This is a genomic window from Streptomyces sp. TLI_053, from assembly GCF_900105395.1.
Classification (GTDB): Bacteria; Actinomycetota; Actinomycetes; order Streptomycetales; family Streptomycetaceae; genus Kitasatospora.
On record NZ_LT629775.1, the window covers coordinates 8869850 to 8896401 of the forward strand.

Consider the following 26552-nt stretch of genomic DNA (forward strand, 5'->3'; position numbering starts at 1 on the left):
CGCTCGACCGCCCGACCGGGCATCCCGGAGGGGGTGTGCGCGGGGCCGTCCGCGCACACTACGGTGTGCCGGACGGGACTCGGGGTGGGGGAGCGGATGCGGCAGGGCGCGATGATCAACGAGCGTTACCGGATGGACCGTTGCATCGGTGCGGGTGGGATGGGCGCGGTCTGGAGCGCCGTGGACACCCGGCTGCAACGGGACGTCGCCGTCAAGGTCCTGCTGCCCCAGGTCGACGGCGCGGAGGACCACGAGGCGCAGGCCCGGTTCGAGCGGGAGGCCCGGATCACCGCGCGGCTCCAGCATCCGAACATCATCGGCGTGCACGACTACGGCCTCCACCGGGAGGCCGGCCTGGCGACGCCCTATGTCGTGATGAGTCTGCTGACCGGCCGATCCGTTGCCGAGGCCCTGCGCTCGGGCCGACGTCCCGACCCCGTCCAGGTCGTGGAGTGGGGCGTGCAGATCTGTCACGCGCTGGCCGCCGCCCACGCGGTGGACGTCGCGCACCGGGACATCAAGCCCGGGAACCTCTTCCTGACCCGGCACGCGGACGGCACGGAAGCCGTCGTCGTCCTCGACTTCGGTATCGCCGCCTACCTGATGGCCGGCCACACCCAGCTCACGCCCACCGGGAGCGGTATCGGCACCCCGGCGTACATGGCCCCGGAACAGGCCCGGGGCCTGCGGGTCGACGGCCGTGCCGACCTCTACTCCCTCGGCTGCGTGCTGTACGAACTCCTCACCGGCACACCGCCCTTCGGTCACCGCGGCAACCCGTACGCCGCGATGGAGGCCCACCTGAACGAGCAGCCGGTGCCGCCCCGGCACCACCGGCCCGATCTGCCCGCCGGCCTCGACCGCGTCGTCCTGCACCTGCTGGCCAAGGACCCGTCGGCCCGCCCGGCATCCGCCGTGGCCGTGGCCGAGACGCTGCGGGCAGCCGTCGCCCGGCCGACCGTGGTCGCGGCCGTACCGACCACCGTGCTCGCCCCGCCGCCGCCCGCGCATCCGCCCACGGCCGTCCGGCTGCCCACCGCCGCCGAACTGACGACGACCCACGAACTGGCCAACTCCCTCAGCCTGGAGGGGCGGCACAACGAGGCGGCGGCCCTGCTGGCGCAGGTGGCCGACGGCCGGGCCCGCCTGCTGGGCGCGGCCCACGCGGACACGCTCAGGGCACGCAACAACCAGGCCTACAACCTGGGCGAGGCCGGGCAGTACCGGGAGGCGGCCCGACTGCTGGAGCAGGTGGCGGCGGACCGGCACCGGGCCCTGGGCCCGGACCATCCGCACACCCTCACCAGCCGCCACAACCACGCCTACTACCTGGGCGAGGCCGGGTACCGGGAGGAGGCGGCGCGGCTGCTCGCGGCCGTGGCGGCCGACCGCGGGCGCGTCCTCGGCCCCGACCACCCGCACACCCTCACCGCCCGGCACAACCACGCCTGCAACCTGGGCGAGGCCGGGCAGCACGGGGAGGCGGCACGCCTGCTGGAGGCGGTGGCGGCCGACCGCCACCGCGTGCTGGGCCAGTTCCACCCGCAGACCGTCAAGTCCCGCAAGGTCCGCGCGATCCACGCGGCCCGTAGCTGACACCCGGGGGCCGGGGCGGACCGGCAGGGTCGCGCGGAGCGCATCGAGAACCGCGGGCGGGGCGCGACGGCAAGGGGGCGGCGCCGGATCGGAGGCGGGCGCGCGCCCGCCGCCTCCGCACCCCTGCGCGCCGCACGACACCGGGGCCGGAGCGCTCAGCGGCGCGGTCACCGGGGTATCGGGAACTCGACGTCCGGGTGGTCAGGGGAGGCTCCATGAACGTGCAGCAGGTTCCGCCGGTCTCGATCTTCTACCGCCGCGACGGGCTGGACCCGGGCGCGGCGTTGGGGGAGGTCCAGCGGGGGGAGCCGGTCCGGCGGGTACGTGACTTCTGGCTGCACCGGACCGGCGACTACTGGCTCGTCACCCGGCACGCCGACGTGCGGCGCGTACTGGCCGACCAGGAGACCTTCGCCATGCACGACCCGCGGCGCGCTCCGATCCTGCCCGACGAACTCCTCAACATGGACCCGCCGGAGCACACGCGGCTGCGCCACGTCCTGACAGCGGAGTTCACCGGGAAGCGGATCCGCGCGCTGGACCCGATGATCGACGCGATGGTGCACGCGCTGATCGACGACATGGAGACGCGGGGCCCCGCCGCGGACCTGATGGACGCCTTCGCCCTGCCGCTGCCGCTCGGGGTGATCTGCGCACTGCTGGGCGTGCCCGACCCCGACCGGGCGGCGTTCCACCGCTGGTCCCGCGTCACGCTGGATCTGGGGCTCCCGCTGGAGGAGCGGATCGCGGCGGGGCGGGAGTCGCGCGCGTACGTGGCCGGGCTGGTGGCGGCGAAGCGGCGCAGCCCGGACGACGGGATGATCGGCATGCTCGTCCGGGAGCACGGAGACGCGGTGTCGGACGCCGAACTGGCCGGCGTCTGCGAGTTGCTGCTGCTGGCCGGTCATGTCACGGTGTCCAACACGATCGGGCTGGGTGTGCTCGCCCTGTTGTCGCACCCGGAGCAGGCCGACCGGCTGCGCGAGGCTCCCGAGGGTGATGCCGTGCTCGACGGCGCGGTCGAGGAACTGCTGCGGTACCTGTCGGTGTCCAGTACGGCGCTGGCCCGCACGGCGTGCCGGGACACCGAGATCGGCGGCGTTCCGATCAAGGCCGGTGACCAGGTCGTCTGCCAGCTTCCGGTGGCGAACCGCGACCCGGCGCTCGGCGCCGGGATGGACCTCTTCGACATCGGGCGCAGGCCCGTTTCGCATGTGGCCTTCGGACACGGTCCGCACCACTGCCTCGGCGCTCCACTGGCCCGCGCCGAACTGCGGATCGCGTTGCCGGCGCTTCTTCGGCGGCTGCCCGGTCTCGCGCTCGGGTGCCCCGCCGACGAGGTGCCCTACCGCGTCAACAACGAGGTCTACGGCCTCCACGCACTGCCCGTCACCTGGTGAGCGGCGACATCGGCTGCACCGTCTCGGCCCGTCCAGGACCGGGGCCGTCGTGTTCCGCCCCCGCCCGGCGGACAGCCAGGAGAACGGCGACCGGGCCGGTCGGCCTCCCCGATCCCGAAGGAACATCGACGATCCCGAAGGAATACCGATGAGTCCGATCCTCGACGCCAGGGGCCTGCGGGCCTGGGCCGTCCTCCTCGCCGTCGCCGCACTGCTGCTTCCGGTCGCGCCGCGCGCGCTCGCGGCCACGCCGGGACCGCCCGTTCTGACGGACGGTCACGGTCTGACCCAGGTCGGCTCGACCGGCACCGCCACCGACTTCACGGTCACGGTGACCACACCCGATGTCGCCGAGCAGCATCCCATCAGGATCATCCTGCCGCCGGGCTACTACGACGATCCGGCCCGCCGGTACCCGGTGCTGTACTTCCTGCACGGCTCACCGGACAGCCCCGTCAATCAGAACTACCCGGCCCTGCGAAGCTCCAACTCGATGATCACGGTGATCCCGGACGGTGGGGCGAGGGGCTGGTACGCGAACTGGCGTGACCAGAACACGGCGGCGGGCGCGCAGAGGTGGGAGACCTTCCACCTCGAGCAGGTGATTCCGTTCGTCGACGACAACCTGCGCACCGTCGCGGCCAAGCGGGGCCGTGCGGTGGCGGGCATCTCGATGGGCGGTCTGGGCGCGATGCGGTACGCCCAGCGGCACCCGGAGCTGTTCACCGAGGTCGCCTCGCTGTCCGGGGGGCTCGACCTGTCCGCGGCCTCGATGGGCCTGCGCCTGGCCGTGGTCGCTTCCCTGACCAACGCGCCCGGCGGGTTCTGCGGGTCTGCCTCGTCCACCGGCGGGGACTGCACCGGCAGTTACGCGCCCGCGGTGTCCAGCGACGCCCTGTTCGGCTCGCCGTACCCGGTGTTCAACCTCGACCGGCTCTGGAACGAGGCCGATCCGGCCTCCCACATGGGCCGGCTGGCGGGTGTCGGCATCTCGATCTACACCGGTAGCGGGGCGGGCGATCCGCTCTCGCCGGAGTTCTGGATCGAGGGTGCGAACAAACACGCCAGGGACAGCCTGAACGCCCTCGGCCTGCCGTACTACTACGTGGGCTACGGCAACGGGGCCGGTTGGGGGACCCGGTGCGACGGGAACCACAACGCCGGCTGCTGGGCCCAGGACCTGGTGGACTACGTCCCCCGGTTGGAACGGGCCTTCGCCGCCGGATGAGCCCAACGGTCGCCTCCCCGGGGTCGCCCGGGGAGGCGACCGGAGCACGGCGGACCGCGCCGGGCACCCGCCGGGGTCCGCCGGTCACCGCCCGTCGAGCTTGTTCCCCCGACCCTGCCGCACCCTCGGCCGGGCGAAGTGCTCTTGGAGCCGGGCATGGCGGAACTGGTAGATCGCGCCGGCCTTGCGCAGTACGCCCCGCCGGTGGGCGTCCTCCAGGAACTCCATCGGGGCACGCGGCAGCCGACCGGTCAGCGGGAGCCACAGGCGCGCGAACAGCGTCCACTGCCCCCACGCGGTCAGGCTCAGCGCCGTACCGAGCCCGGCCCCGAAGGCGGTCAGGAGCCCGAACCGGAGCCCGTCCGGGACGGTCCAGCCGAGCCGGACGCCCCACAGGTTCCCGTTCAGTACCTCGACAGCGGGCAGGCCCGCGACCGCGACCGCGGCGCCGAACAGTGGAGCGAACAGGAGCCATTGCAGGAGCACGGTTCTGCGGCTGCGGGCCAGCAGCTCCCGGGGGTCGGGGGCCGTCTCGATCGATTCGGACGCCTCGCACCAGGCCATGACGGCGCCGACGAGCCCGCCCGCGGCCGCGAACATGACGCCGTAGACGACCGCGTCCACCGACCCGACCCTGAGGGCGTACGGGTCGTCCGAGAGGAGCTTGCGGACCACTCCCTGGACCAGGCCGATCCCGAGCCCGCCGGCCAGTCCTCCGGCGATCCCGAGCCCGGCCCGGGCGAGGATCTCACGACCGGACCTAGCGCCCGGACGCCGCGCGCCACGGCCGAGGCGGAGGCGGAAGCGGGAGGGTTCGAAGGCTCCACCCTTGAACGCGAAGCCGATCCAGTGCGCGAGCGCGAAGGCCACGGCCGCGGGAGCGGCGTTGATCACGGCGTCGGCGGCCCCGATGACGATTCCCTCCACCAGCCGGGGCCGCAGCCCGGGTTCGGGACCTCCGTAGCCGAGGCCGGCCCAGGTGCCGTCCACGGGGCCGACGACGAGGCCGACGCCCAAGGCACAGACGAGCCCGGTGACGACCGTGCGTGCCCCGAGGCGCACCGCGGTGCCCAGTTCCCACCAGGCGAGATCGGGCGTGCCGCGTTGTTGCAGGTGCCGTGCGAGGAAGCCCAGCCAGTGCGACACCCGCTGCGGGTCGGTCCCCCGGCCCTCCCAGGGCGCCTTCCGCGACGCCCTGCGGCCGGGCTGGGGAGGCGGCTCGGGACCTACGGGGTACACGGACGGGACCAGCGAGTTCAGCAGATGGCTCTCCACCGCTGCGGCGTCGGGGTAGCGGGCCCGGTCGGCGAGGTCCCCCGGGAGCCCGTCCGGGTCGGGACGGCTGTAGGCGGTGCGGCAGAGCCACAGCATGAGCGGGACCCTCAGTACGTCCGCCGCGGGACAGGACGGATCGTCGCGCAGCGCGTCCGCGAGCGGTCGCCACCGCTCCTGCTGCTGCGGTGCGGCCGACCCGAGCAGGTACTCCGCGGCTTCCTCGGCGGTCAGCGGGTCCGCCTCCACCACGGCGGCCTGCCGCAGCACGGACGCGTGGCGCACCGCTGTCCGGTAGTCCGCCGTTCGGCACGTCAGGATCAGCGGGGTACCTGCCGCCAGAGCGGTGTCGAGTGCCCGCAGGGCCTTCGGCTGCTCGGCGGCGGGCAACTCGTCCAGCCCGTCGAGCACGGGAAGGATCCGGTTGCGGGTGAGCAGCTCACGAACCGTTCCGCGGTCCAGGTACGGATACTCGCGCAGGAGCTGGTGCTCCAGCCAGCCGCTCAGGTGCTCCTCCGCCGGCCGCCAGGAGCCCAGCGGCAGCAGCACCGGGACCGGATCGCCCGCCCGCATCCGCTGCAGGAGTTCGATCACCAGCAGAACGGCGAAGCTGCTCTTGCCGCTGCCCGGCTCTCCCAGGACCACCAGCCTGCGCCGCTCCGGACGCAGGAATGTGCGGGCGAAGGAGGTGAGGTCCGCCGCGCTCGCCCCGTCGGTCCGCCCGGTCCGCCCGACGTGGTCGGCGAGGTCCGCGCCGGTCGCCGCACGCCAGCGCACCGGAATCGGGTCCGGCCCCGCGAGCTCCCGCAGGGAGGCCTCCTGGCGCCACTGCGCCAGGACCACGTGGCCCAGGCGCTGCGCGCCCAGCTCCACCGGGTCGGGGAAGGCGACGGTGAAGTAGTTGTTCTGGACCCCGTGGTCGCCGATCTGAACGGCCAGCGGTCCCTCGAACACGAGCGGCCGGTCGTCGTGGTGACGGGGGCGGTCGCGCTCCGGCCCCGTGCCGCTCACAGGAAGCCGGGGCGGCCGCGGACCGGTGGCGCGCACCGGCCCGCCACGGTCACCCGCTCCGGCGTGGACAGTCCTGTCACGCCCCGGAACCGAAGTGGTTGTCCTGCTGGTTCCCGTCGCCGATCTGGAAGGCCGTCGGGCCGCGGAATGTGTTGCCGGACACCGTGCTGCCCTCCGCGGGGCCGCGGCCGGGCATCCCGGCACTCAGCCGTCGCAACTCGGCCGCCACCTCCTCGCGTTCACGGGCGTCCAGGCTCTCCAGCAGGACTTCGAAGCGGTGTCGCCAGGAGGTCTCCTGGCTCTCCCGTACGAGCTCCGCCTCCCTGGGCCCGGCCGTCGCCAGCAGTTCGGCCGTCCGGTCCAGCTGTTCCAGCTCCGCGTGCTCCCGCCCGCCGTCAGCACGCCCGAACAGCCGGGCCACCCGCAGCCGCAGCGCACCCCAGGCGTCGGTACCGGCAGCCTGCACCACTGCCGTGCCCCCCGCGGCCGCCACCGTGGTCAGCGCCTCTTCCAGCATGGCCCGCTCCCTCGCCCGCACCGGTGGTCCCCGGTCGTTCCACGACCGTACCAAGACCGGCACTCCGGGGCAGGGCGGTCGGTGGAACCGGCGGACAACGGCGCATCGGAGCCGAACTCGCCGGAGTGGGCGACGAGTTCCGGATCGGTGTCGTGATTCCGATGGTCATGGTCACCCCTCCTCGGACGGATGTCCGCGCCGTGCGGACATCCGTCGCCCGCGTCCCGCCCGTCGCCCGTGACCCGCCCCGTCGTGGGCAACCCGGCAGCAGGTGCGGCACGAGGGCCTGAGCACCACGGGGCCGCGCGCGGTCGTACGCCTCGAAGAGGTGGCCGGGGCCCCGGACCTCGGTGCAGGTCCGGGGCCCCGGACCCGCCCGCGCTCGCCGCACTGATCACCCAACGCGAAGCTTCCAGCCCGAGCCGGCGCCGGAACCCAACGACGACGGGTGGGCGAAGACGACGAGGACGACGACGCGGCCACCAAGCCGGCACGCGCCCGCAAGGCCCGCGCCGACACCGAGTGGCCCCCTGCCGCCGGACCGGACCCAACCCCCAGAGTCCGGTCCGGCGGCGCACCTGATGAACGGAACCCGCTCCGTGGACCCCGCAGCCCTGGCCTGGCTCCTCGCCCAGCTCGGCCCCGCCACCAACACCGACGACCTCACCGCTCGCAACGTCGCCTTCGAAGTCCTCGCCGAATGCGTCGCGGCCGTGTTGGCCGAACCGCTGCGCCTCGTCGTCGACGGCGTGGTCACCATGGACCGCACCGGCAGCTTCAGCGGCCTCGAACGGCAGATCACCGATCTCCAGGACGCCACTGGCCCGGACGACACCCCCTTAGCACCGACACCACCCACCAGATCGAAGCGGTCCCCATCCGGCCCGCCCGGCGGATCCGATGAGCGACCCCGGAGCCCAGCACCACCCGGGTATCCGGACCGCAGCCGCCACAGCCGCCGACCGACTTACCGAAGCCTGGCAGCAGCTCACCGCCGCGCAAACCGCAGTCCTCGCCGCCATCGCCGACCGCCGCCGACCCGACCTCGCCCGCGCCATCGCCCGCTTCGTCGGCACCATTCGGATCTTCCAACGGGCGGTGGACGCCGCCGTCCGCGACCTCACAGACCAGCAGATTCCCGCCGTGTACGCGCAGGGAGCTTCCACCGCCGCCACCACCCCTCGGCCGCCGCTTCACCTGGACCAGCAGCCACCGGCACGCCCTGCGCGCCCTCACCGCCGACACCTGCACGGACATGCTGCGGCACTCCCAGCAGACCGTCCGTCGCGCCGGAGCCTTCCACCGGGCCGCCCGCGCCGCAGCCCGCCAGCACATCCCCACCGCCCTCAGCGCGCGCACCGCACTCCAAGCCGCCAAGGCTCTCGCTGCCCAACTCGCGGCCGCTCACCCCCTTGACCGGGTCGTCTACCGCGGTGGGGCCCGCATGCCCCGTCCGGGCCTGGGCCGAAGCCGCGACCCTCGCTCGGACCGCCGTCGCCTACAACGTCGGCACCCTCGCCGTCGCCTACAACGTCGGCACCCCCACCGTCGCCCGCGAACGCGGCGTCCAACTGATAGACGGCTTTGACTGCGCCTGGACCAGCCACCCCGACCCGACAAAGCCACCCGGACGCTACGCACCGTCGACGACGCCGCCTAATGGCCCATCTCCCACTCCCGCTGCACCCGCGCGTTCGGCCTGCGCCCCGACGCGACACATCCCGACGGAGAGGCGGCCGCTGACCACTGAGAGCAACGCAGTGGTCAGGCCCCGAGTCAGATGCCGAGGTAGGGCGCGAGGGTGGCCGCTGTGGTCGCGCACCGCAGGTAGTTGTCGGCGTGGTGGAAGCGGTAGTGGGCGCTGATGCTGCTGGTGTGGTCCAGGGTGATCCCGTCGAAGAACCTGGCCAGTCCGGGTGGGACGGCGACGGGGTCACCGGGATCGGCGATGTTCACCCAGCGCGTCCCGCCAGGCAGGCCGGCGCCTCGCGGCTGCGTGTCGTCGGCGGACCGGGGGGCGGGGACGAGGCGGTCGAAGACCACCCGGGGCAGAGCGAGCGGCGAGCCCAGAGTGAGGAACAGCTCGGGTCGCAGCTCGGGGTGGGCGTGCAGGGCCTCGTAGGCGACGACCGAGCCCAGCGAGTGTGCGACGACGACACGCGGCCGGTGCCGGGCTATGCGCGCTGCCACCTCCTCGCGTGCGGCGATGCGCTCAGGGGCGTCCGGTGCGCGCAGGTAGGCAGCCACCTCGGCGCACAGCAGCCGGACAAACACCCCGAGCGGTCCCTCGGCCAGGTCGAACCTGCGTGCCAGCCAGGAGGCGAACCCGCGCAGCGGCACCGTGGCATGTCCCTGGGCGACTTCGTCCGGCAGCCCCAGTTCCCGTGCCCAGGCGTCGAGGATCTCTTGCGCCAGCGGGTCGTCGAGGAAGTCGCCGCCGTGCTCGCCCTGGGCGGCCGGCCCCGGCCGGAGCTTGTCCGCGTAGTAGGCGAAGTCGGCGTCGATCCGTTCGCTCGGGACACCGAGGCCGGCGGCCAGGTCCCGTGCCCAGGCGGCAGCCTTGAGCGCGCGGAGCTGCTCCTTGCGTGCGTCGGGGATCCCGGTACCGAAGCTGTTGTAGATGCCGTGCACGGCGACGATCCGGAGCGGTGAAGCGGTCTCACTGGTCAACGGAGCCTCCTGATGAGGGGGTTTAGACAGAGAACAGCTACTTCGTGGCCGAAGCCCACCACCACCGTGCCGTCCCCGGAGAAAGCCAGGGCCCACGCAACATCCGGAAGATGAAACGAAGTGAGGCAGGTGCCGGTGGTGAGGTCCCACAGCCGGACGGAGTTGTCGTCGCTGCCGGTGATGGCGTGTGGGTGGCCGTTGATGTGCGCTACCGCGACCGACCTCACCTGGCCGGTGTGGCCGGTGAGTTCGCGAATGTGGGTGCCTGTGGTCAGGTCCCAGAGCCGCACTGACCTGTCGTAGCTGCCGGTGATGGCGTGCGGGCGGCCGTTAATGCGCGTCGCCGCCACCACGTCGCCGCCACTGGTGTGGCCGGTGAGCGTGCGGATCTCGGTGCCGGTGGTGAGGTCCCACAGCCGGACGGAGTTGTTGTCGTCGCCGGTGATGGCGTGCGGGCGGCCGTTGATGTGCGTTACCGCGACCGACCTGACCCAGACGGTGTGGCCGGTGAGGTGGTGGGTCTGGGTGCCGGTGGTCAGGTCCCACGCCCGGACGGAGTTGTCGTCGCTGCCGGTGATGGCGTGCGGGCGGCCGTTGATGCGGGTTACCACCACCGCGTTCACCCCGCTGGTGTGGCCGGTGAGGTGGTGGGTCTGAGTTCCGGTGGTGAGGTCCCACACCCGGACGGAGTTGTCGTCGCTGCCGGTGATGGCGTGCGGGCGGCCGTTGATGCGGGTTACCGCCACCGCGTTCACCCCGCTGGTGTGGCCGGTGAGGTGGTGGGTCTGAGTTCCGGTGGTCAGGTCCCACACCCGGACGGAGTTGTCGTCGCTGCCGGTGATGGCGTGCGGGTGGCCGTTGATGCGGGCTACCGCCACCGCGTTCACCCACAGGCTGTGGCCGGTGGGAGTGCGGATCTCGGTGCCAGTAGCCAGGTCCCACACCCGCATTGAAGGGTCGTAGCTGCCGGTGATGGCGTGCGGGTGGCCGTTGATACGCGTCACCGCCACCGCGTTCACACCGAAAGTGTGGCCGGTGAGGTGGTGGGTCTGAGTTCCGGTGGTGAGGTCCCACACCCGGACGGAGTTGTCGTTGCTGCCGGTGATGGCGTGCGGGTGGCCGTTGATGCGGGTTACCGCCACCGCGTTCACCCACAGGCTGTGGCCGGTGAGAGTGCGGATCTCGGTGCCGGTGGTGAGGTCCCACAGCCGGACGGAGTTGTCGTTGCTGCCGGTGATGGCGTGTGGGTGGCCGTTGATGCGGGTCACCGCGACCGCGTTCACCCCGCTGGTGTGGCCGGTGAGGTGGTGGGTCTGGGTGCCTGTGGTCAGGTCCCAGAGCCGCACGGAGTTGTCGTCGCTGCCGGTGATGGCGTGCGGGTGGCCGTTGATACGCATCACCGCCACCGACCTGACCCAGTCGGTGTGGCCGGTGAGGTGGTGGGTCTGGGTGCCGGTGGTGAGGTCCCACAGCCGGACGGAGTTGTCGTTGCTGCCGGTGATGGCGTGTGGGTGGCCGTTGATGCGGGTCACCGCGACCGCGTTCACCCCGCTGGTGTGGCCGGTGAGGTGGTGGGTCTGGGTGCCTGTGGTCAGGTCCCACAGCCGGACGGAGTTGTCGTTGCTGCCGGTGATGGCGTGTGGGTGGCCGTTGATGCGGGTCACCGCGACTGCGTTCACCCCGCTGGTGTGGCCGGTGAGGTGGTGGGTCTGGGTGCCGGTGGTGAGGTCCCACAGCCGGACGGAGTTGTCGTTGCTGCCGGTGATGGCGTGTGGGCGGCCGTTGACGTGCGTCACCGCGACCGCGTTCACCCCGTGGGTGTGGCCGGGCAGGATACGGACCAGGGACGGGGAGACCTGGTTGGCCGTTGCCCATCGCACAGTCCAGTCGGCGTCGCCGGGCAGCTCGGATTGGAGTGGCGTGTTGCGGAAGCGTGCGGCGTCCAGCGCGAGGATCTGGCGGCGTGCCACAGGCGGCAACGCATGATGGACGCCCCAGGAGGCAAGGTAGACGGAGGCGTTGAGTCTGCCCTGCTCGGATTGCGTATAGGACAGGGCATCGGCGAGGGTGTGGGGGTCGGCGTGCTGGAGGTAGCCGGCGTCGAAGAGGAGTTCGTCCAGGCGTCCGGCGTCGATCGCGTGCTGGGCGGCATGTCTGATCAGATAGCCATGAGCGTGCTGCCAATGCAGCCCGCCGTTCCGGTCGCGGGGGACGCCTTGCAGGAGCTGCTCGAACAGCCGCTCCGCCCGACCGGGCAGCGGGTCCGTCGTCGTCGCCGAGTCCTTGTGAGACGGTTCGCCGGCCGGTCCGCGCAGCCAGTCGGCGAGACCTTGGTGGAAGAGCCGGTAGAGGGTGGTTCCGTCGGTGTCGATGTCGCGGCGCAGGTAGAAGCGTGCTTCCCCGTCGAGGAGGGTGTACAGCTCCGGCAGCGACGAGGGAGGGGTGTCGGGGGCGGTGAAGGCGGCGGCCGCGTGGACAAGGACGCTTTCGGGCATGCCGCGGCCCTGGGCGAAGGCGAGGGCTGTGAGTACTGGGCGCAGGTGAGGCTGGTCGGTATGGCGTTGGAGGTCGAGCTCGAGGAGGTCGGGCAGGCTGCGGGGCACGGCCCGGCCCAGCCGCGTGGCCTCCTCGGGAGTGGTGGCGGGCGGGGTGGCAAGGAGGTGGTGGACGTAGAGGCCGGTGGTGAGGAACTCGCCCCACTGCAGGTCTTCGCTGTCGTGGCCTGACTGGCCTGTCGGTGGGTGTGCGGTGAGGGTGTCGGCGATCGCGTCGGCGAGGGCGTCCCGGACGGGGCGCAGGTTGCCGCGGATGTAGGGGCCGTCGGCGGTGAGGAGCCGTTTGGCGTAGGCGCTCACGTCCCGGCGGACCTCGTACGGTGCGAGGGTGCTCAGGTCCGTGCATGCTCCGCTGTCCTGGGCCAGGTCGAGGAGTTGGTCGAACCGGGTGTCGGCGCGGGTGGCGACCAGTAGCCGCAGTCGAGCGCCGGCTGTCTGCGCGTGCCGGGCGAGGGGAAGCAGCAGGGCCGTGGTGATGTCCTGGGGTCTGATTGCTTCGTCGAGGGCGTCGATGACGACGGTGACCGGGCGCTGGCCAGGGGGGAGGAGGTCCAGCAGTCGCTGTGCCGGGTTCATGGCCGGGCCGGGCGCTTCCTCGTTCGCTGGGGCCGGGGCGTCGGGGTCGGTGATGTGGCGCAGCTGGCGGGCCAGGGAGGCGGTGATGTGGTCGAGGCCGAGGCGTCGGGCGTGGACGGCGGCGATCCGGTTGTTCTCGCCCGGGACGTGGTCATGGAGCGTGGCCCACAGGGGGCGGGTGTGGCGGCGCAGTGCGGGGTGGGCGGCGCACAGGAGGAGGCCGAGGAGTGCGGACTTGCCGGCGCCGGGTCTGCCGGTGATCACCCGTAGTCCCGGGGCGGCGGTGTCGTCGTCGAGCCAGGTGGCGAGAGTGTCGAGTTGTTCGGTGCGGCCGCTGAAGTATCCCTCGCTCCAGTCGCGGGCCACGGGTTCGCCGCCGCCGGCGCGGCGCATGAAATGCAGGGGGTCCGCGGCCCAGTCGGCCAGGCGGGCAATCTCCGGAGGCAGGTCCGGTGCGGGGCCGGTGCGGTGGGAGGCGTAGGAGGGGTTGGGGAAGAACGGCAGGTGGGAGAGGTCGGCGTGGCCGGGGACGAGGCTGGTCAGGATCGACTGCGGCAGCCCGCCGGACTCTTCGGCCAGCTCGTTGACCGCGCGTTCGACGTCCCGCCAGACGGCGGCGGCCGGAATGTACCGGAGGGAGGAGTCGAAGCGGATTTCCAGGGCTTGGTGGTACTTCGTCAGGACCTGGACCAGGGCCTGGCTCAGTCGGTATCCGAACGCCTGCCGGTCCGGCCTGCTCGCGGCGAGCACCCAGGACTTGCGTTTGTCGACGTCCATTCGCGAGTGCCAGGCGGTCACCGCGGCCTGTCCGCTGTAGCAGACGTCCAGGACGAACAGGGTCATCGGTCGGTGCCGTTGGGGGTGGTCCTCGATCAGGTCGATCCAGCTGCCGACCGGGCGGCTGAGCCGGTTCCCGTCGTTGTCCAGGATGTACAGCTTCTCGCTGCTGCCGTCGGCGAGCTCGCCGTGTCCGACGATGTGCACGATCAGTACATCGGCGTCCTCGGCTTCGACAGCGGCCTCTACCAGCCGCGCGTAGTCGGCTTGCTCCTGAGCCTGCGACGACGCTGTCGCCGTCGGGCGACGGGTGTACCGGAAATTCTCCAGAATGTCCGCGACTCTGTCGGCATGGAGGGGAGCCTCCTCCAGGACGTCCAGACCGAACCGTGGCGAATCCCCGTCCTCGGTCCGCGTCAACGCAATCCCCAAGGAAACTACCGCGTAGCGCAGTTCGTCCGAGGGCTCCGGCCGTCCCACGGCCAATGCCATCACGCTCCCGGGTCCTCGGCAGTCGATCAGTGCGATTCGACGTTAGACGCTTCACGTCGCGGTGGGGCCGGATCGCCCGGATCGGTGCAAGTTCGGGCTGGACCAGCGACCCCGACCCCGATAGAGCCGCCCGGACGCTGCGCACCGTTGAAGACGCCGCGGAGTGGCCGATCTCTCACCCCCGTTGCACCCGCGCCTTCGGGCTCCGGCCGGATCGGTGATGGCCCTTCGGCCGGCGGGTTCAGGACCGCCGGTAGGCGCGGATGAGCAGGGTCTCGGCCGTCCGCGCACCGGGTGCGGCGGACGGAAGGCGGTCGATGCTGACCGCAGTGAAGCCCGCCCCGTCCAGTTGTTCGGTCCAGACGGTCTCCTGGAGGACCCACCGGCGCATGGTCGCGGTGGCGCCGTCCGGAGTGCGGGCCGGGAGGTCAGCATGCTGGACGTCCGGCTCGGCCGGGGCCCCGTCGAGGTAGTGCCCCAGCGTGGACGCGGCGAGCAGTCCGCCGGGGCGCAGGGCGCGTGCAGCAGCCGGGAGAAGCCGGCGCGGGTCGGTGAAGTCCAGGCTCCCGAACACCGAGTAGAGCACGTCGTAGGAGCCGGGGTGGGCGTCCAGGAGCTCGACCGCATCGGCGTGAACCGTGCGACGGCGAGGCGTCAGGTGGCCGTAGAGGTCGCGCGCCATCGCGTGCTGGGCGGGTGAGGCGTCGACCGCATCGACCCGGGCCGGGGCGTGGCGGGCCGCGAGGTGGGCGGCGTGGCGGGCGGCGCCCGCACCGAGGTCGGCGACGACAAGACCGGTGATGTCGCCGAGCACTTCGACGCCGGGCCCTCCGTCCTGGGCCCAGACCGAGTGAAAGGAGTCGGGGACGGACCGGTCGGTGTCGGCGCGATTGCGGCCGTAGTGGTGCCAGAGGTCCGGTGAGCACGCGGCCCGGGTGGACGAGGTGGTTGTCACCCGGGCCATCCTTGCGCTCGGTGTGCGCCGGCGCAGGGCTTTGGGTGAACTTCACTCTCCCGGGCGGGGTGACCCCGGGCGGGCCGGAGTCACCCGTGACTTGAAGGTCAGTGGGAGTCGTTGCCGGGGTGGCAGGGGCTGCAGTTGGCGGCGTCGGCCCACAGCGGCAGGTCGACGTCCCAGCCGTCGGCGGCGATCAGCCGGGCGGTGCGCAGCACCGTTCCGTCGTCCTTGTACTCGACGGCCGGGACGTGGTGCAGGTCCGGGGCCGTTGCACTGCCCCTGTGGCTCTCGGGCGTTCAACCTCGAGCCCGGTCAGAACCGGCGGCCGCCGTAGAACGGGCTGAACTACACCCGGCTGCAGCGGGCCAAGAGGCCCTGGGACGACAGCAACGTTTTCCACCACGCCCAGTCGGTGACCCTGACCTCCTGGTCGCACACGCAGAGCGATGGCGACCATCCAGTAGGCAGACAATATCGGGATGAAAGGGTGCGAGTAAAGAGCTTAAAGTGACGACTTGCCCGATCGCGGTTGGCTAGCCGGGCACCCTCGCCGGGGTTGGAGCGGGTTCGACGGGCCAGGGTCGGTGTTCCCAGGTGTAGGCAGGTTTGTCGGGGTGTTCTCGTACTGATGCTGACTTTTGCTGACCACGACTGACGGGTAGTCAGGTGAGATCAATCGTGTACGGGCGCGCCGACCGCTGCGGCGCCTGGGGTCTATGGGGGCTGCAGCCGATCGCGATGACTGGCAGGATCGGCTCCATGAGGATTCTGGTCCTGGGCGGCGGTTGGTTCCTCGGCCCGGCCATCGTGGCCGGTGCCCTGGGGCGGGGCTGGGAGGTGACCACGTTCACCCGTGGGCGGAGCGGCACGCCTGTCCCGGGGGCGAGCTCAGTGTACGGAGACCGGGAGCGGCCCGAGGACCTGGCGCGGTTGGCCGCACACGGGCCGTGGGACGCGGTGATCGACACCTCCGCCTCCTCGCTCGGCGCACGTGATGTGCTGGCAGGTGCCCGGGTCCTGGAGCCGGCCGTCGGCCGCTACGTGTACCTGTCCACCGTGGCGGTGTACGAGGGCTGGCCCTCGGAACCGTTGAGCGTCGATTCCCCGGTCTGGGAGGCAATGGCTGACGCGGCACTGGATCCCGAGAGGCTGTCGCACGGCGGATCGGGGGTCAATCCCGACTACGGACGGCGCAAGGCCGGGACCGAGCGGGCGGTGACGGAGACATTCGGGCTCGCGAGGACGAGCCTGCTGCGCCCAGGGGTATTGCTGGGGCCGGGGGAGTACGTGGGCCGGCTGCCGTGGTGGCTGCGTCGGGCTGCGCAGGGTGGGCGGATCCTGGCGCCCGGCGATCCGGACCGTGGTCTGCAGGCGGTCGACATTCGCGACGTGGCCGCCTTCACGCTCGACCAGGTGGAACGGGTCGGGCACCAGGTCCACAATCTGGCGGCGCCGATCGGTCGGGAGTCGATGGGGGGACTGCTCCGGGCGTGTGTGGAGGTGACCGGCGGTGCGGGGGAGTTGGTGTGGGTGGCGGACGAGGTCCTGCTCGGTCACGGCCTGCGTGAATGGACCGAACTCCCGTTGTGGTGGAGCCACCCCGGGGTGTCCGTGATCGATTCGTCGTCCGCGGTCGCGGCCGGCTTCGTCAGCCGGCCGCTCGCGGAGACCGTCGCCGACACCTGGTCCTGGCTTTCCCAGGGCAACATTCCTGTGCCGCACAGGCGTTGGGACAAACACGGGATCGATCCCGCCAAGGAGCAGATGGTCCTGGCGAGCGTGCTCTAACCGCCGTTTCCTCCGACTGCGAGCCGCGTCGTCCCGGCCCCGAGGATCCTCGGCGAGGCGACCACCGTGAAGTCCTCGATCCGCTCCGCCAGATCCCGTGCGAGCGGCGTGCCGCGGAAGGTGGGTGATGCCAGTTCGGACCGGACCGCGTTGACCCTGACGGTGAGGCCGGCCCCACGCCACTCCCGGGGAAGATCGAGCACCGGGCCCAGTTCTTCGACGGCGCCGTCCAGCTCGTTGCGCATCAGCAGGGCGGATGCCAGGTCGGCCCGGGCCTGAGGAGCGAGGACCAGCTGCCTGGTACCTGCGGAGCGAGAGGTGCCCAGCTGCAATGAACGGCGTGCCGAGGCCTCGGCGCCGGGGCCGTCCCTGAGGAGCAGCAACGTGGCGCTGTTGCTCATCGCGACCCGCTCCGGGCTGAAGTCGAACTCGCCGGCCAGACCGTCGTGAAGATCGTCTTTTGCGGCCCCGCGGTCGGCCGTGCTCTCGACGACAGCTCGCTGGGCCTCCTCGGCCTGGCCGCGGTGGGCGTAGGCCCGGGCCGCGATCGCTGCCAGTCGGGCATCTCCGGTGGCGCCGACTCCGGGGAAGGAGCGTGCCTCGACGATCTTGCGCACCGCCTGGGCCGGGCTTCCGCTCCAGTAGTACAGGACAGCGAGGTAGGCGTGGGCGTAGGCCTGGAGGGGGCCGTGCTCGGCGACCTGGCCGTACAGGGCGGCGGCCCGGGTGAGTTCGAAGGCATGGGACATGGCGCCGAGGTCGAAGGCGCAGGCGGCGAGGAGTGCCGAGGCCTGGCCGGCCACGAGGTAGAGGCGCCGCCGTTGCGACAGCACCTGGGTGCGGTCGAGTTGCACCATGGCAACGCCGAGCAGCTCCTTCGCCGTCATGAAGACCAGGTGCGGCGGCTTGATGTCGGTGGACCGGACGAGGTGAACGAGGTCGTCCTCGAGCTGGTCCAGGGACAGGTCGGGGAGCAGCTGAGCGGCTGCTTCGGCGGCGTGGGCACGGGCATCGCGTGCGGTCATGGCCAGTTCTCTCTCATCGAGCACAGGATCCGCCACCGCCAGTAGCGTTCGGACCTGCTCGTCGGTGCAGGGGGCAAGCAGTTCGTCAGCAGGTCTGCCGAACATGCTCTTGAGGATTTCCGGAGTGGGGTGGTGCGGCCGTCCCACATCGCCGTTGCGCCAGCGCTGGAAGCTCTTGTCCGTCAGCGTGGCGTTGCGGTAAGTGGTGTCGCCGGTTGAGTGGTACAGAGCGAGTGCGGCCCGCCGGTACTCGGCGAGGAACTTTCGGAAGTCCATCTTGTCGCGTGCGACCAAGGCGTCGAACAGGTTGCTCATCGCGGTCCCTTCGGAGCCGCAGCCCCAGCTGCGAACTACCTTTCGGTCCTTGCCTACCACTGACGCCGGAGCGGTTGCAGAGGTTCGGGAAAAATGTCGCCGAACTGTCCGAGGTCGGTCTCTGCGCTCCCCTGAATGGGGGCCAAGTGTCTTTCTGCGGGTGATGGTTCTGTCCGCGCGTCGGATCCAAGCTTGGTCTCCGCAAGCGAACGAAGTAGGGGCGTCCCAATGCTCCTGAGGACGGGAGCGAAGCACATGGGCATCGTTGAACGGTCGGGCTGGTCTCTCCACCACTGGCAGATCACCTTGGCCGCCATGCCGGCGGAGGTCCCGGATGCCCGCCGCCAGGTACGCCTCGCGCTCAGGAGATGGGGGTGGGAGGACGGCGCGGTGGACGACATCGTCTCGATCTGCTCCGAGTTGTTGGCCAACGCCATCCGGCACGGCAGCAGCCCGGACGACGAGGTGGATCTGATGCTCTGGCAGAGCCACGGGAGCGTCCGGGTCGAGGTAGTGGATCGCCGTCCGGACCTGAAACTGCCGACGGTGCCCGTCCCGCGGGACGAGAGCGGGCGTGGCCTCGTCATCGTGGGCGAGCTTGCGGAACGCATGGGAATGACGACGACCAGGACGACCAAGACGGTGTGGGCGCGGGTCGCTCCCGCCTCCGACCGGACGAGGAAAGCTCAGTGAAGACTGCGATCAGGCACCACCTCAGGGCCTTCGCCCGGCAGCGTCCCACGGGGACGGCGCACCGGACGGCCGCCGAGCCGTTGCCGCCGAAAGCAACGGGGGCGAGTGCGTTCGCGCGGGAGCGACCCTGGACCGCCCGGGAGCCGTTCTGGTGCATCACGACGGCCTACTACAGCTCGGGCCACCCGCTCGTCCTGTGGAGCGCCGGAGCGCCCGACGTGCGGCTGGCCGCGCGGCAGTTGCAGCGCCAGGTCGCCCGGCTCACCTCGCACCTTCGACTGGGGACCGAGGAGGAGCCGATGGCCTTGCTCGACACCGATCTGAGTCTCGGTCGGGCCTGCACCGACGTGGCCGCCGGCCGCAGTCACGCCGTCGCCTTCACGCACGCCGACGTGATCTACGTCCTCGTCGTGGCCCGTAGCGACGGCACGGAGCAGCGGCTTCCCGGCCGCGGCGTCCCGTGTCCCGCCTGACCGGCCCGGGATGAGGAATCACACGATGCCGACCACGGCTTCCCCACCGCGTACCCCGATCGCCACATACCTTCTGGGCGCGCACTGGCTCGCCTCCGCCAACCGGTGGGCCGACGACGCCTTTCAGGCATGGCGCCGCGGGCGGCTCGCGGCGATCGAGGTGGGCGAGCGGTTCGCCGTCGTGCGCGTCCTGGACCAGCAGCTCGGTCTCGCAGCCCTGCACGACATGCGGAACGCCGATGTCGTGACCGGACCCGTTCTGCGCGACGACCGATGCCTCACCGTCGAGTTCCTGATCACCGTCCGCCGCGACGAACCGTGGCAGATCCGCGACACCGTGCTCATCGGCCGGCCCGCCACCGGTGGCCCGGCGGCGATCGTCCCCATGCCCGGCCCCGGGCTGCCGGGCGTCGACGGCAGGGACTGGGTCGTGCCGCCGACCGGCCGGCCGCACCTCACCCACCCGCACGACCTCGCCAGCGCGCTCCGAAGGGCCCGAGCCACCCCGCGCCGTGTCCGCCCGCCGGCCGGACCACTCGGCATCCACCATCGCGACCATCCGAAGGACACGCCATGACCACCGTGGACACCATGGCCTTCCGCCCCCGGGCGCTGCGCGCCGACGAGCGGTCCCGCGTGCTCGCCCAGGCGCTCGATCCCCATGCCCGACTGGACGAGCAGGCGCTCGAACGGCTCAGGGCCGTGCTGTGGACCAAGGAGGCTGGCCTACGGCCGATTCTGCTCAGCGCGGTCACCGACGCCGAGCGGCACGCCGTGCCCGCCCTGCTCGACACCGTCGGCCAGGTTCAGCGGGGCCTGCCCGAGCACCTGGCTCCCGTCCTCGTGCTGTGCGGAGCGGTGGCCGCCCCGGCGCCGCGATCGGGCGACGTCCTGTTCGTCCCGGACCCCGAGGCGGTCGACCGGCCCCTGCTGTTCGCCGCCGCCGACCTGTTCCTCACCGCAACCCCCGACGCGACCACGGCGGTCCACGAGGCCATGGCCACCGCCCTGCCGGTCATCGGCACCACCGGCGGAACCCTGGAGAAGGACATAGTCACCGGGGGCCACGAGGCCAACGGGTGGCTCGCGGACGACGGCGACATTGACGCGCTCGTCGCCGCGATCGTCCAGGCGTGCTTCTACCGGCCGGAGCGCCTGCGACGCGGCACGGCCGCCGCCGAGCACGTCCGCACCGTCCTCAAGGAGAACCGCCGGCCGGCCGACGAGCCCACCCGCACGCCGGGAGCCGCCGCGTGACGACCACGCCGGCCCGGCGCCCGGAACAGACGCCGCTCGAACTCGACCACCCCGCCGTCGCGATGGGCCCGGTCCCGCCGACGGCATGAACCCTGCTCGTCCCCGTCCCGCCCGTCCGACCAGGGCGCGAGGATCGGCGCGTACCGAAACGAAGGAGAACTCTCTTGAGCCACACCCCATCGCCACAGGAACGTCGCGAGAGCCTGGTGAAACGGCTGCGGGACCAGAACGCGATCCGCACCGACCGGATCGCCGACGTCGTCGCGGCGGTGCCCCGCGAGGCCTTCACCCCCGGAGTCTCGGAGGCGGATGCCTACGACCCGGGCCGCGCCGTCGTCACCAAACGGGACCGTGACGGCCTGGCGATCAGCTCGGTCTCCGCCGCGAACATTCAGGCGGTCATGCTGGAGCAGGGCGACCCGCGCCCGGGCGAGAACGTGCTGGAGATCGGCTCCGGCGGCATGAACGCCGCCTACCTCGCCGAACTCGTCGCCCCCGGCGGCACCGTCACCACCCTGGACATCGACCCCGAGGTCACCGACCGCGCCCGCCGCCTGCTCGCCGACGCCGGCTACGACGGCGTCCACGTCGTCACTGCCGACGGCGAGGGCGGCGCGCCCGACCGCGCCCCCTACGACCTCATCGAGGTCACCGTCGGCGCCCCGGACATCCCCCCGGCCTGGATCGACCAACTCGCTCCGGCCGGACGCATCGTCGTGCCCCTGCGTATCCGCGGCCTGATGCGCTCCTTCCTCCTCGTCCGCGAGGGCGACCACCTCGTCAGCCGCGGCTACGAGCTGTGCGGCTTCGTTCCCATGCAGGGCGCAGGCGAACAGCGCGAGCGCCTGGTCCTGCTGCACGAGGCGCCGAAGGAGGAGGTCGGGCTGCGGCTGGACGACGGCGACCAGGTCGATGTCGACGCGCTGCGCGCCGCGCTCGCCTCCCCCCCGGCAGGAGGTGTGGTCGGGGATCACCGTCGGCGGGGAGGAGCCCACCCACGACCTCGACCTGTGGCTCGCCACCGCCCTGGACGGCCACGCGCGGCTGACTGCCACCGTCGCGGCCCGGGACGCCGGCCTCGTCGCCTCCGCCTCGCCCCTCGGCGTCGCCACCCTCGTCGTCGGCGGCACCTTCGCCTACCGCACCGTGCGCGCGGTCGACGAGACCCGGACCCGTTTCGAGCTCGGCGCCTACGGCCACGGCCCGGCCGCCTCCGCCGCCGCGAGCAAGCTCGTGGACGAGATTCGCAGCTGGGACCGCGCGCACCGGGGCGGGTCCGGTGCGCGGATCGAGATCCACCCCGCCGCCACCCCCGACAGCCGGCTCCCCGCGGGTCGCGTGGTCGACAAGACCCACACCCGCATCGCGATCTCCTGGCCCGGCGACCGGCCCTGACCGGCGGTCCCGGAGCCAGGCGAACCCCACCCGCGCACCACAACCACCAGGAGGAAGCAGATGCCGAACAGCACCAGCACCACGGACTTCGAGCTGGACATCACCGTCGTCGAGCACGGCCCGGTCGTCGCCGAGCTGATGAGCAGCACCGACGACGGCTGTGGCGAGACCTGCGCGAGCGCCTGCTCGAACAGCACCTGCATCGCCTGATCTCGCCGTGGGCCGGGGCCAGCAGGCCCCGGCCCATCCGGGGGCCGTTGAACGCACGACACACTGGGGGGTAGGGATGTTCCGGGCCGTGGACGGCGCGCTGCTGCGCGCCGCCGTCGGTACACCGGCCACCACGCCGTGGCCGGACCTGAGCAGCGACAGCGCGGCGGACGGCGCCGCGTGGAGCCGCTGGATCACCGACGCCTGGGCCTTGCCCGGCGTTGCCGACGCGGTGACCGTGGCAAGCCCGCCGCTGGCGGCCGCCGTCGAAGCCGTGGCCGCCGACGGGGTCGTACAGGAGCGGCGGCTGCGCCGGGTCGGGGAGTCCCTGGTCCGCTACCTCCTGCGGATGCAGCACCGGGCGACGCCGTTCGGACTGTTCGCCGGTGTCGCCGCCGTCCGGCTGGGCGAGACCCTTGCCCTGTTCTGGGGCGGGGAGCACCGCGCGATCGCGCGGCCCGACGCGGCGTGGTTGGCCGCCGTGGTCGAACGCCTGGAGGAGGACGAAGCACTGCTCGGGCAGGTGATGGTCACCGTCGATGCGACGTGCGTGGTGCGCGGGGATCGACTGGTTCTTCCGTGCAGTCAGCCCTCCGGCGAGGACGCCAAGCCGCTGGAGGTCGCGATCCGCCGCACCCCGCCCGTCGACGCCGTCCTGACCACCGCCCAGGAGGCCGTCCGGGTCGAAGACCTCGTCCACAAGGTCGCCGCCGAGTTTCCGGACGCGCCGCCGGGAGCCGTCCGCCAGCTGGTCAACCAACTCGTCCGCCAACGCGTCGTGAGTACCTCACTGCGCGCGCCGATGGCTGCGCCGGACCCGCTCGGCCACCTCCTGGCCCAGCTCCAGGCCGCCGAGGTGCCCGGTACTGCGGAGGACTCCGCCGCTGCCCGGCTGCTGGCCGTGCACGACCGATTGGAGCGGCACAACGCCGAATCACCGGCGCACAGCCAGGCAGTGCGAGCGGAAGCGCTGGAGCTGATGGCCGCCATTCCCGCTGCGGGCCTGCCTTCGTTGGCGGTGGACCTGCGCCTGGACTGCGACCTCGTCCTGCCCGTGGAGGTGGTGCGGGAGGCAGAGTGTGCGGCCGCCGCGCTGGCCCGTTCCGGTCCGTACCCGCAGGGGCCACCCGCCTGGCGCGACTACCACGCCCGGTTCCTGGAGCGGTACGGTCCCGGCGCCCATGTGCCGCTTCTGGAGCTGGCCAACCCCGACACCGGCCTCGGCTACCCGGCCGGGTACCGAAGCTCCACGCTGATCGTCGCGCCGCCGGCCGTGCACGACCGTGACGCCCTCCTCCTGGAGTTGGCGCAGCTCGCCGCGCTCGACGGGCTGACCACCGTGGACGTCGACGACGTCCTCGACCAGCTCGCGCCGGGGCCGGTCGAGCAGACGCCCGCCCACGCGGAGCTGTGCTTCCAACTCCGCAGCGAATCCCCGGCCCTGCTGGACGACGGGCAGTTCACTCTCGTCGTCACCGGCGTTGCCAACGGCGCCGGCACCCTGACCGGTCGCTTCCTGCACCTGCTCGATGACACCGACCAGCAGCGCGCGGCCGGCGCACTGCGCCGCGCTCCCTCGCTCACCGCCGGAGCCGTGCGCGCCCAGCTCTCCAGCCCGCCGCTGCGCGTGCGTACCGAGAACGTGGCCCGCACTCCTGTCGTGCTGCCGCAGAGCATCACCGTCGCCGAACACGGCCACGGCACCATCCGGCTGGCCGACCTGACGGTCACCGCCGACGCCCGGCACATGTGGCTGTTCTCCCGGGCCGCCGGCCGTCCGGTCGAGCCCGCGATCCTCAACGCGGTCCAGCTGACCGACTTCACCCACCCGCTGGCCCGCTTCCTGGCCGAACTGCCCCGGGCCCGGGCGGCGGTCCTCGCGCCGTTCTCCTGGGGACCGGCCGCCTCCAAGCTCCCGTTCCTGCCCGCCGTCCGCTACGGGCGCAGCATCCTCGCCCCCGCGCGCTGGCGTCTGGACGCCGCCGACCTGCCGCCGGCTGCCGATCCGTGGCGTAGCTGGGACAGCGCCCTGGCCGCGCTGCGCGAACGCCGCCGCATTCCCGCCGCCGTCGATCTCGGCGACGGCGACCGGCGCCTGCGGCTCGACCTCGCCCAGCGCCACCACCGCCAGCTCCTGCGCGCCCATCTCGACCGCCACTACCGGGTCGTCCTGAGGCAAGCGCCGACCTCCGGCGCGCTCGGCTGGATCGACGGCCGTGCGCACGAACTTGTCCTCCCGCTCGTCGCTACCCAGCAACCGGTGCGCCGGCCGGTCTTCGCACCGCCAGCGGCGCGAGTCGAGCGGTGGGCGCCGGGGGCGGCCGGTGGCGGGTGGGCGTACGCGAAGATCCACGCTCACCCGGACCGGCACGAAGAACTCCTGGCCCGTCTGCCGGAGCTGACCGCCGTCCTGGGCCCGCTGCCGCTGTGGTTCGTCCGCTACCGCGACCCGGACCCGCACCTGCGGCTGCGTATCTGGCAGTCCTCCGGTGCGTTCGGCGACCTCGCCCGTCACGTCGACACCTGGGCCGCGGGCCTGGCTGAAGCCGGGCTCGCCGGCGGCCGGGTGCAGTGGGACACCTATTGGCCGGAGACCGGCCGCTACGGCAGCGGGCAGCTGATGCGCCTCGCCGAGGGGGTGTTCGTCGCGGACTCCGCCGCCGTCCTCGCGCAGCTCCAGCACACCGGACCCGGTCGAGCCCCGGCGCCCGCGCTCACCGCCGCCGGCATGACCGACATCGCCGCCGGCCTCCTTGGCAGCACCGACGCCGGGATGCGCTGGCTCCTGGAGAACGTCGACCGCCGCGCCGATGCCGCCCTGGACCGGGATCTGCTCCGCCGGGCCGTCGCCCTCGCCGACCCGACCGACACCTGGGCGGCCCTGCGCGACACCACCGGAACGGCACTCACCGAGGCATGGGCCCGGCGCCGCGCCGCCCTCGACGCCTACCGCCGCAGACTGATCGCCCTCGACGGCCCGCGCCCCGACGCGGTCCTGACCTCCCTGCTGCACATGCACCACATCCGCGCCGCTGGCATCGACCCCGACGCCGAACGCACCTGCCGCCGCCTGGCCCGCGCCGCCGCCCTCACCTGGACCACCACCCGAACCCCCGCCGGAGCCACCCGATGACCACCACCGGCCACCAACACCCCACCCTCTCCGGAACAGCTCGCCCGACGCTGCCCGGCCGAGCCGACAACGCCCAGTACGCGCAGGCCCTGGCCACCGGCGCCGTCGGCATCACCCTGCTGCACATCGAACGCACCGCCCTCGGCCTCCACCGCACGGCATCCGTCCAGGAGTGGATGACGGGCATCGCGGCCCAGCCGCTCATCGCCACCGACCAGGCATCCCTGTTCCTCGGCGCACCCGCCCTCGCCTTCGTCCTCCACACCGCCGCCGGCGACAGCGGCCACCACCAGCAGACCCTGCACGCGCTCGACCGGGTCGTCACCGACCTGACGGCACGCCGCCTCGACGCCGCCCACGCCCGCATCGACCGCGGCGAGCACACCACCAGCGCCGAGTACGACCTCCTGTACGGGCTGACCGGCCTCGGCGGCCACCTCCTGCGGCGCGACCCGCAGAGCGAGATCGTCCACGACGTCCTCGCCTACCTCGTCCGCCTCACCCAGCCCCTGCCCGGCACCGACCTGCCCGGCTGGTGGGTGCGCCACGACCCCTCAGGCCGCACCTCCGGCCTCTTCCCCGGCGGGCACGGCAACCTCGGCCTCGCCCACGGCATCACCGGTCCCCTCGCCCTCCTCGCCCTCGCCAAGCAGACAGGGGCCCTGGTCGACGGCCAGACCGGCGCCATGCTGCGGATCCTCGACTGGCTGGACGGCCTGCGGCAGACCTCCGACGCCGGACCGTGGTGGCCGCAATGGGTCGACGCAGACGAACACCGTCTCGGCTCCGTCCTCCACGGCGGCCCCGGCAGACCGAGCTGGTGCTACGGCACCCCCGGCCTCGTCCGCGCGCAGCAGCTCGCCGCCATCGCCCTCGGCGACCGGCGCCGCCAACGGGCCGCCGAAGCCGCGCTCCGCCGCTGCATCGCCGACCCCACCCAACTCGCCCGGATCACCGACCCGGGCCTGTGCCACGGTGCAGCCGGCCTGCTCCACACCGTCCACCGCGTCGCCCAGGACTCCGAGAAGCCCGAGCGGTTCGCCGAACACCTCCCCGCTCTGCGGAGCCTCCTCCACGCGCAGGCACCGGCCCAGCAGCCCGGATTCCTCAACGGCACCGCCGGAACCGCCCTCGCCCTGCACGCCACCGACCGGGGAGGGGTACCCGCCACCGGCTGGGACGCCTGCCTCCTGCTCTCCTGAACTGGACCA

General features: G+C 72.5%; 19 protein-coding genes and 1 pseudogene. 14 read left to right on the forward strand and 6 right to left on the reverse strand.

Going from position 1 to position 26552, the window contains the following annotated elements; all coding sequences use genetic code 11:
* Positions 1-111 precede the first annotated feature (111 nt).
* The 3 genes from BLU95_RS36920 to BLU95_RS36930 all read left to right on the forward strand — a co-directional run bounded on the left by BLU95_RS36920 (position 112) and on the right by BLU95_RS36930 (position 4224).
* On the forward strand, positions 112-1596 hold the full coding sequence (locus tag BLU95_RS36920; protein ID WP_159425158.1) for a serine/threonine-protein kinase: 1485 nt from the start codon (positions 112-114) through the stop codon (positions 1594-1596).
* 215 nt (positions 1597-1811) lie between these two features.
* A complete protein-coding gene (locus BLU95_RS36925) occupies positions 1812-2996 on the forward strand; it encodes a cytochrome P450 (RefSeq protein WP_093863834.1) in 1185 nt (394 codons plus the stop codon).
* A 148-nt stretch (positions 2997-3144) separates the two neighbouring features.
* Positions 3145-4224 (forward strand): alpha/beta hydrolase, encoded by a 1080-nt coding sequence (locus BLU95_RS36930; protein WP_093863835.1) that lies wholly within the window; start codon positions 3145-3147, stop codon positions 4222-4224.
* Positions 4225-4308: 84 nt separating this feature from the next.
* Here BLU95_RS36930 and BLU95_RS36935 read toward each other — a convergent pair whose 3' ends face one another.
* The 5 genes from BLU95_RS36935 to BLU95_RS36950 all read right to left on the reverse strand — a co-directional run bounded on the left by BLU95_RS36935 (position 4309) and on the right by BLU95_RS36950 (position 15058).
* Positions 4309-6450 (reverse strand): NACHT domain-containing protein, encoded by a 2142-nt coding sequence (locus tag BLU95_RS36935; RefSeq protein WP_159425159.1) that lies wholly within the window; start codon positions 6448-6450, stop codon positions 4309-4311.
* A gap of 133 nt (positions 6451-6583) precedes the next feature.
* Positions 6584-7024, reverse strand: coding sequence for a hypothetical protein (locus tag BLU95_RS41815; RefSeq protein WP_107452640.1), 441 nt, complete (start codon positions 7022-7024; stop codon positions 6584-6586).
* Positions 7025-8800: 1776 nt separating this feature from the next.
* Complete coding sequence (locus BLU95_RS36940) at positions 8801-9694, reverse strand: alpha/beta hydrolase family protein (protein ID WP_093863837.1); 894 nt, start codon at positions 9692-9694, stop codon at positions 8801-8803.
* Positions 9691-13809: a WD40 repeat domain-containing protein gene (locus BLU95_RS36945; RefSeq protein ID WP_093863838.1), complete on the reverse strand. Its 4119-nt coding sequence runs from the start codon at positions 13807-13809 to the stop codon at positions 9691-9693. Before BLU95_RS36945 ends, BLU95_RS36940 begins: the two co-directional genes overlap by 4 nt.
* A gap of 526 nt (positions 13810-14335) precedes the next feature.
* On the reverse strand, positions 14336-15058 hold the full coding sequence (locus tag BLU95_RS36950) for a class I SAM-dependent methyltransferase (RefSeq protein WP_093863839.1): 723 nt from the start codon (positions 15056-15058) through the stop codon (positions 14336-14338).
* A 334-nt stretch (positions 15059-15392) separates the two neighbouring features.
* Here BLU95_RS36950 and BLU95_RS45690 point away from each other — a divergent pair, with 334 nt between their 5' ends.
* Complete coding sequence (locus tag BLU95_RS45690) at positions 15393-15563, forward strand: BBE domain-containing protein (RefSeq protein WP_093863840.1); 171 nt, start codon at positions 15393-15395, stop codon at positions 15561-15563.
* 248 nt (positions 15564-15811) lie between these two features.
* Positions 15812-16840: an NAD-dependent epimerase/dehydratase family protein gene (locus BLU95_RS36960; RefSeq protein ID WP_093865408.1), complete on the forward strand. Its 1029-nt coding sequence runs from the start codon at positions 15812-15814 to the stop codon at positions 16838-16840.
* Here BLU95_RS36960 and BLU95_RS36965 read toward each other — a convergent pair.
* Positions 16837-18180: an NsdA family TPR-like regulatory protein gene (locus tag BLU95_RS36965; protein ID WP_093863841.1), complete on the reverse strand. Its 1344-nt coding sequence runs from the start codon at positions 18178-18180 to the stop codon at positions 16837-16839. The genes BLU95_RS36960 and BLU95_RS36965 overlap by 4 nt on opposite strands.
* A 255-nt stretch (positions 18181-18435) precedes the next feature.
* On the opposite strand from BLU95_RS36965, the gene BLU95_RS36970 reads away from it, so the two are divergent.
* The 9 genes and pseudogenes from BLU95_RS36970 (at position 18436) to BLU95_RS37000 (ending at position 26543) form a co-directional block, all read left to right on the forward strand.
* Positions 18436-18873: an ATP-binding protein gene (locus BLU95_RS36970; protein ID WP_159425160.1), complete on the forward strand. Its 438-nt coding sequence runs from the start codon at positions 18436-18438 to the stop codon at positions 18871-18873.
* Entirely contained in the window at positions 18870-19346 is a 477-nt protein-coding gene (locus BLU95_RS36975) for a hypothetical protein (protein WP_093863843.1), read from the forward strand. Before BLU95_RS36970 ends, BLU95_RS36975 begins: the two co-directional genes overlap by 4 nt.
* A gap of 25 nt (positions 19347-19371) precedes the next feature.
* A complete protein-coding gene (locus tag BLU95_RS42720; RefSeq protein WP_159425161.1) occupies positions 19372-19923 on the forward strand; it encodes a hypothetical protein in 552 nt (183 codons plus the stop codon).
* On the forward strand, positions 19920-20603 hold the full coding sequence (locus tag BLU95_RS42725) for a glycosyltransferase (RefSeq protein WP_159425162.1): 684 nt from the start codon (positions 19920-19922) through the stop codon (positions 20601-20603). The genes BLU95_RS42720 and BLU95_RS42725 overlap by 4 nt, the downstream gene beginning before the upstream one ends.
* A gap of 206 nt (positions 20604-20809) precedes the next feature.
* Positions 20810-21493 (forward strand): annotated as a pseudogene (gene fxlM, locus BLU95_RS44670) (methyltransferase, FxLD system); the annotation flags it as partial.
* A 67-nt stretch (positions 21494-21560) separates the two neighbouring features.
* Positions 21561-21998, forward strand: coding sequence for a class I SAM-dependent methyltransferase (locus tag BLU95_RS44675; protein WP_231978080.1), 438 nt, complete (start codon positions 21561-21563; stop codon positions 21996-21998).
* Positions 21999-22058: 60 nt separating this feature from the next.
* Positions 22059-22208, forward strand: a complete 150-nt coding sequence (locus BLU95_RS36990) for an FxLD family lanthipeptide (protein WP_093863845.1) — start codon at positions 22059-22061, stop codon at positions 22206-22208.
* A gap of 76 nt (positions 22209-22284) precedes the next feature.
* Positions 22285-25341 carry a lantibiotic dehydratase gene (locus tag BLU95_RS36995; protein WP_093863846.1) on the forward strand — a complete coding sequence of 1019 codons (3057 nt, stop codon included), beginning with the start codon at positions 22285-22287 and terminating at the stop codon, positions 25339-25341.
* The gene (locus BLU95_RS37000; RefSeq protein WP_093863847.1) at positions 25338-26543 is read left to right on the forward strand and encodes a lanthionine synthetase C family protein; all 1206 of its coding nucleotides are present in this window, start codon (positions 25338-25340) and stop codon (positions 26541-26543) included. The genes BLU95_RS36995 and BLU95_RS37000 overlap by 4 nt, the downstream gene beginning before the upstream one ends.
* The last annotated feature ends 9 nt before the right edge of the window (positions 26544-26552 follow it).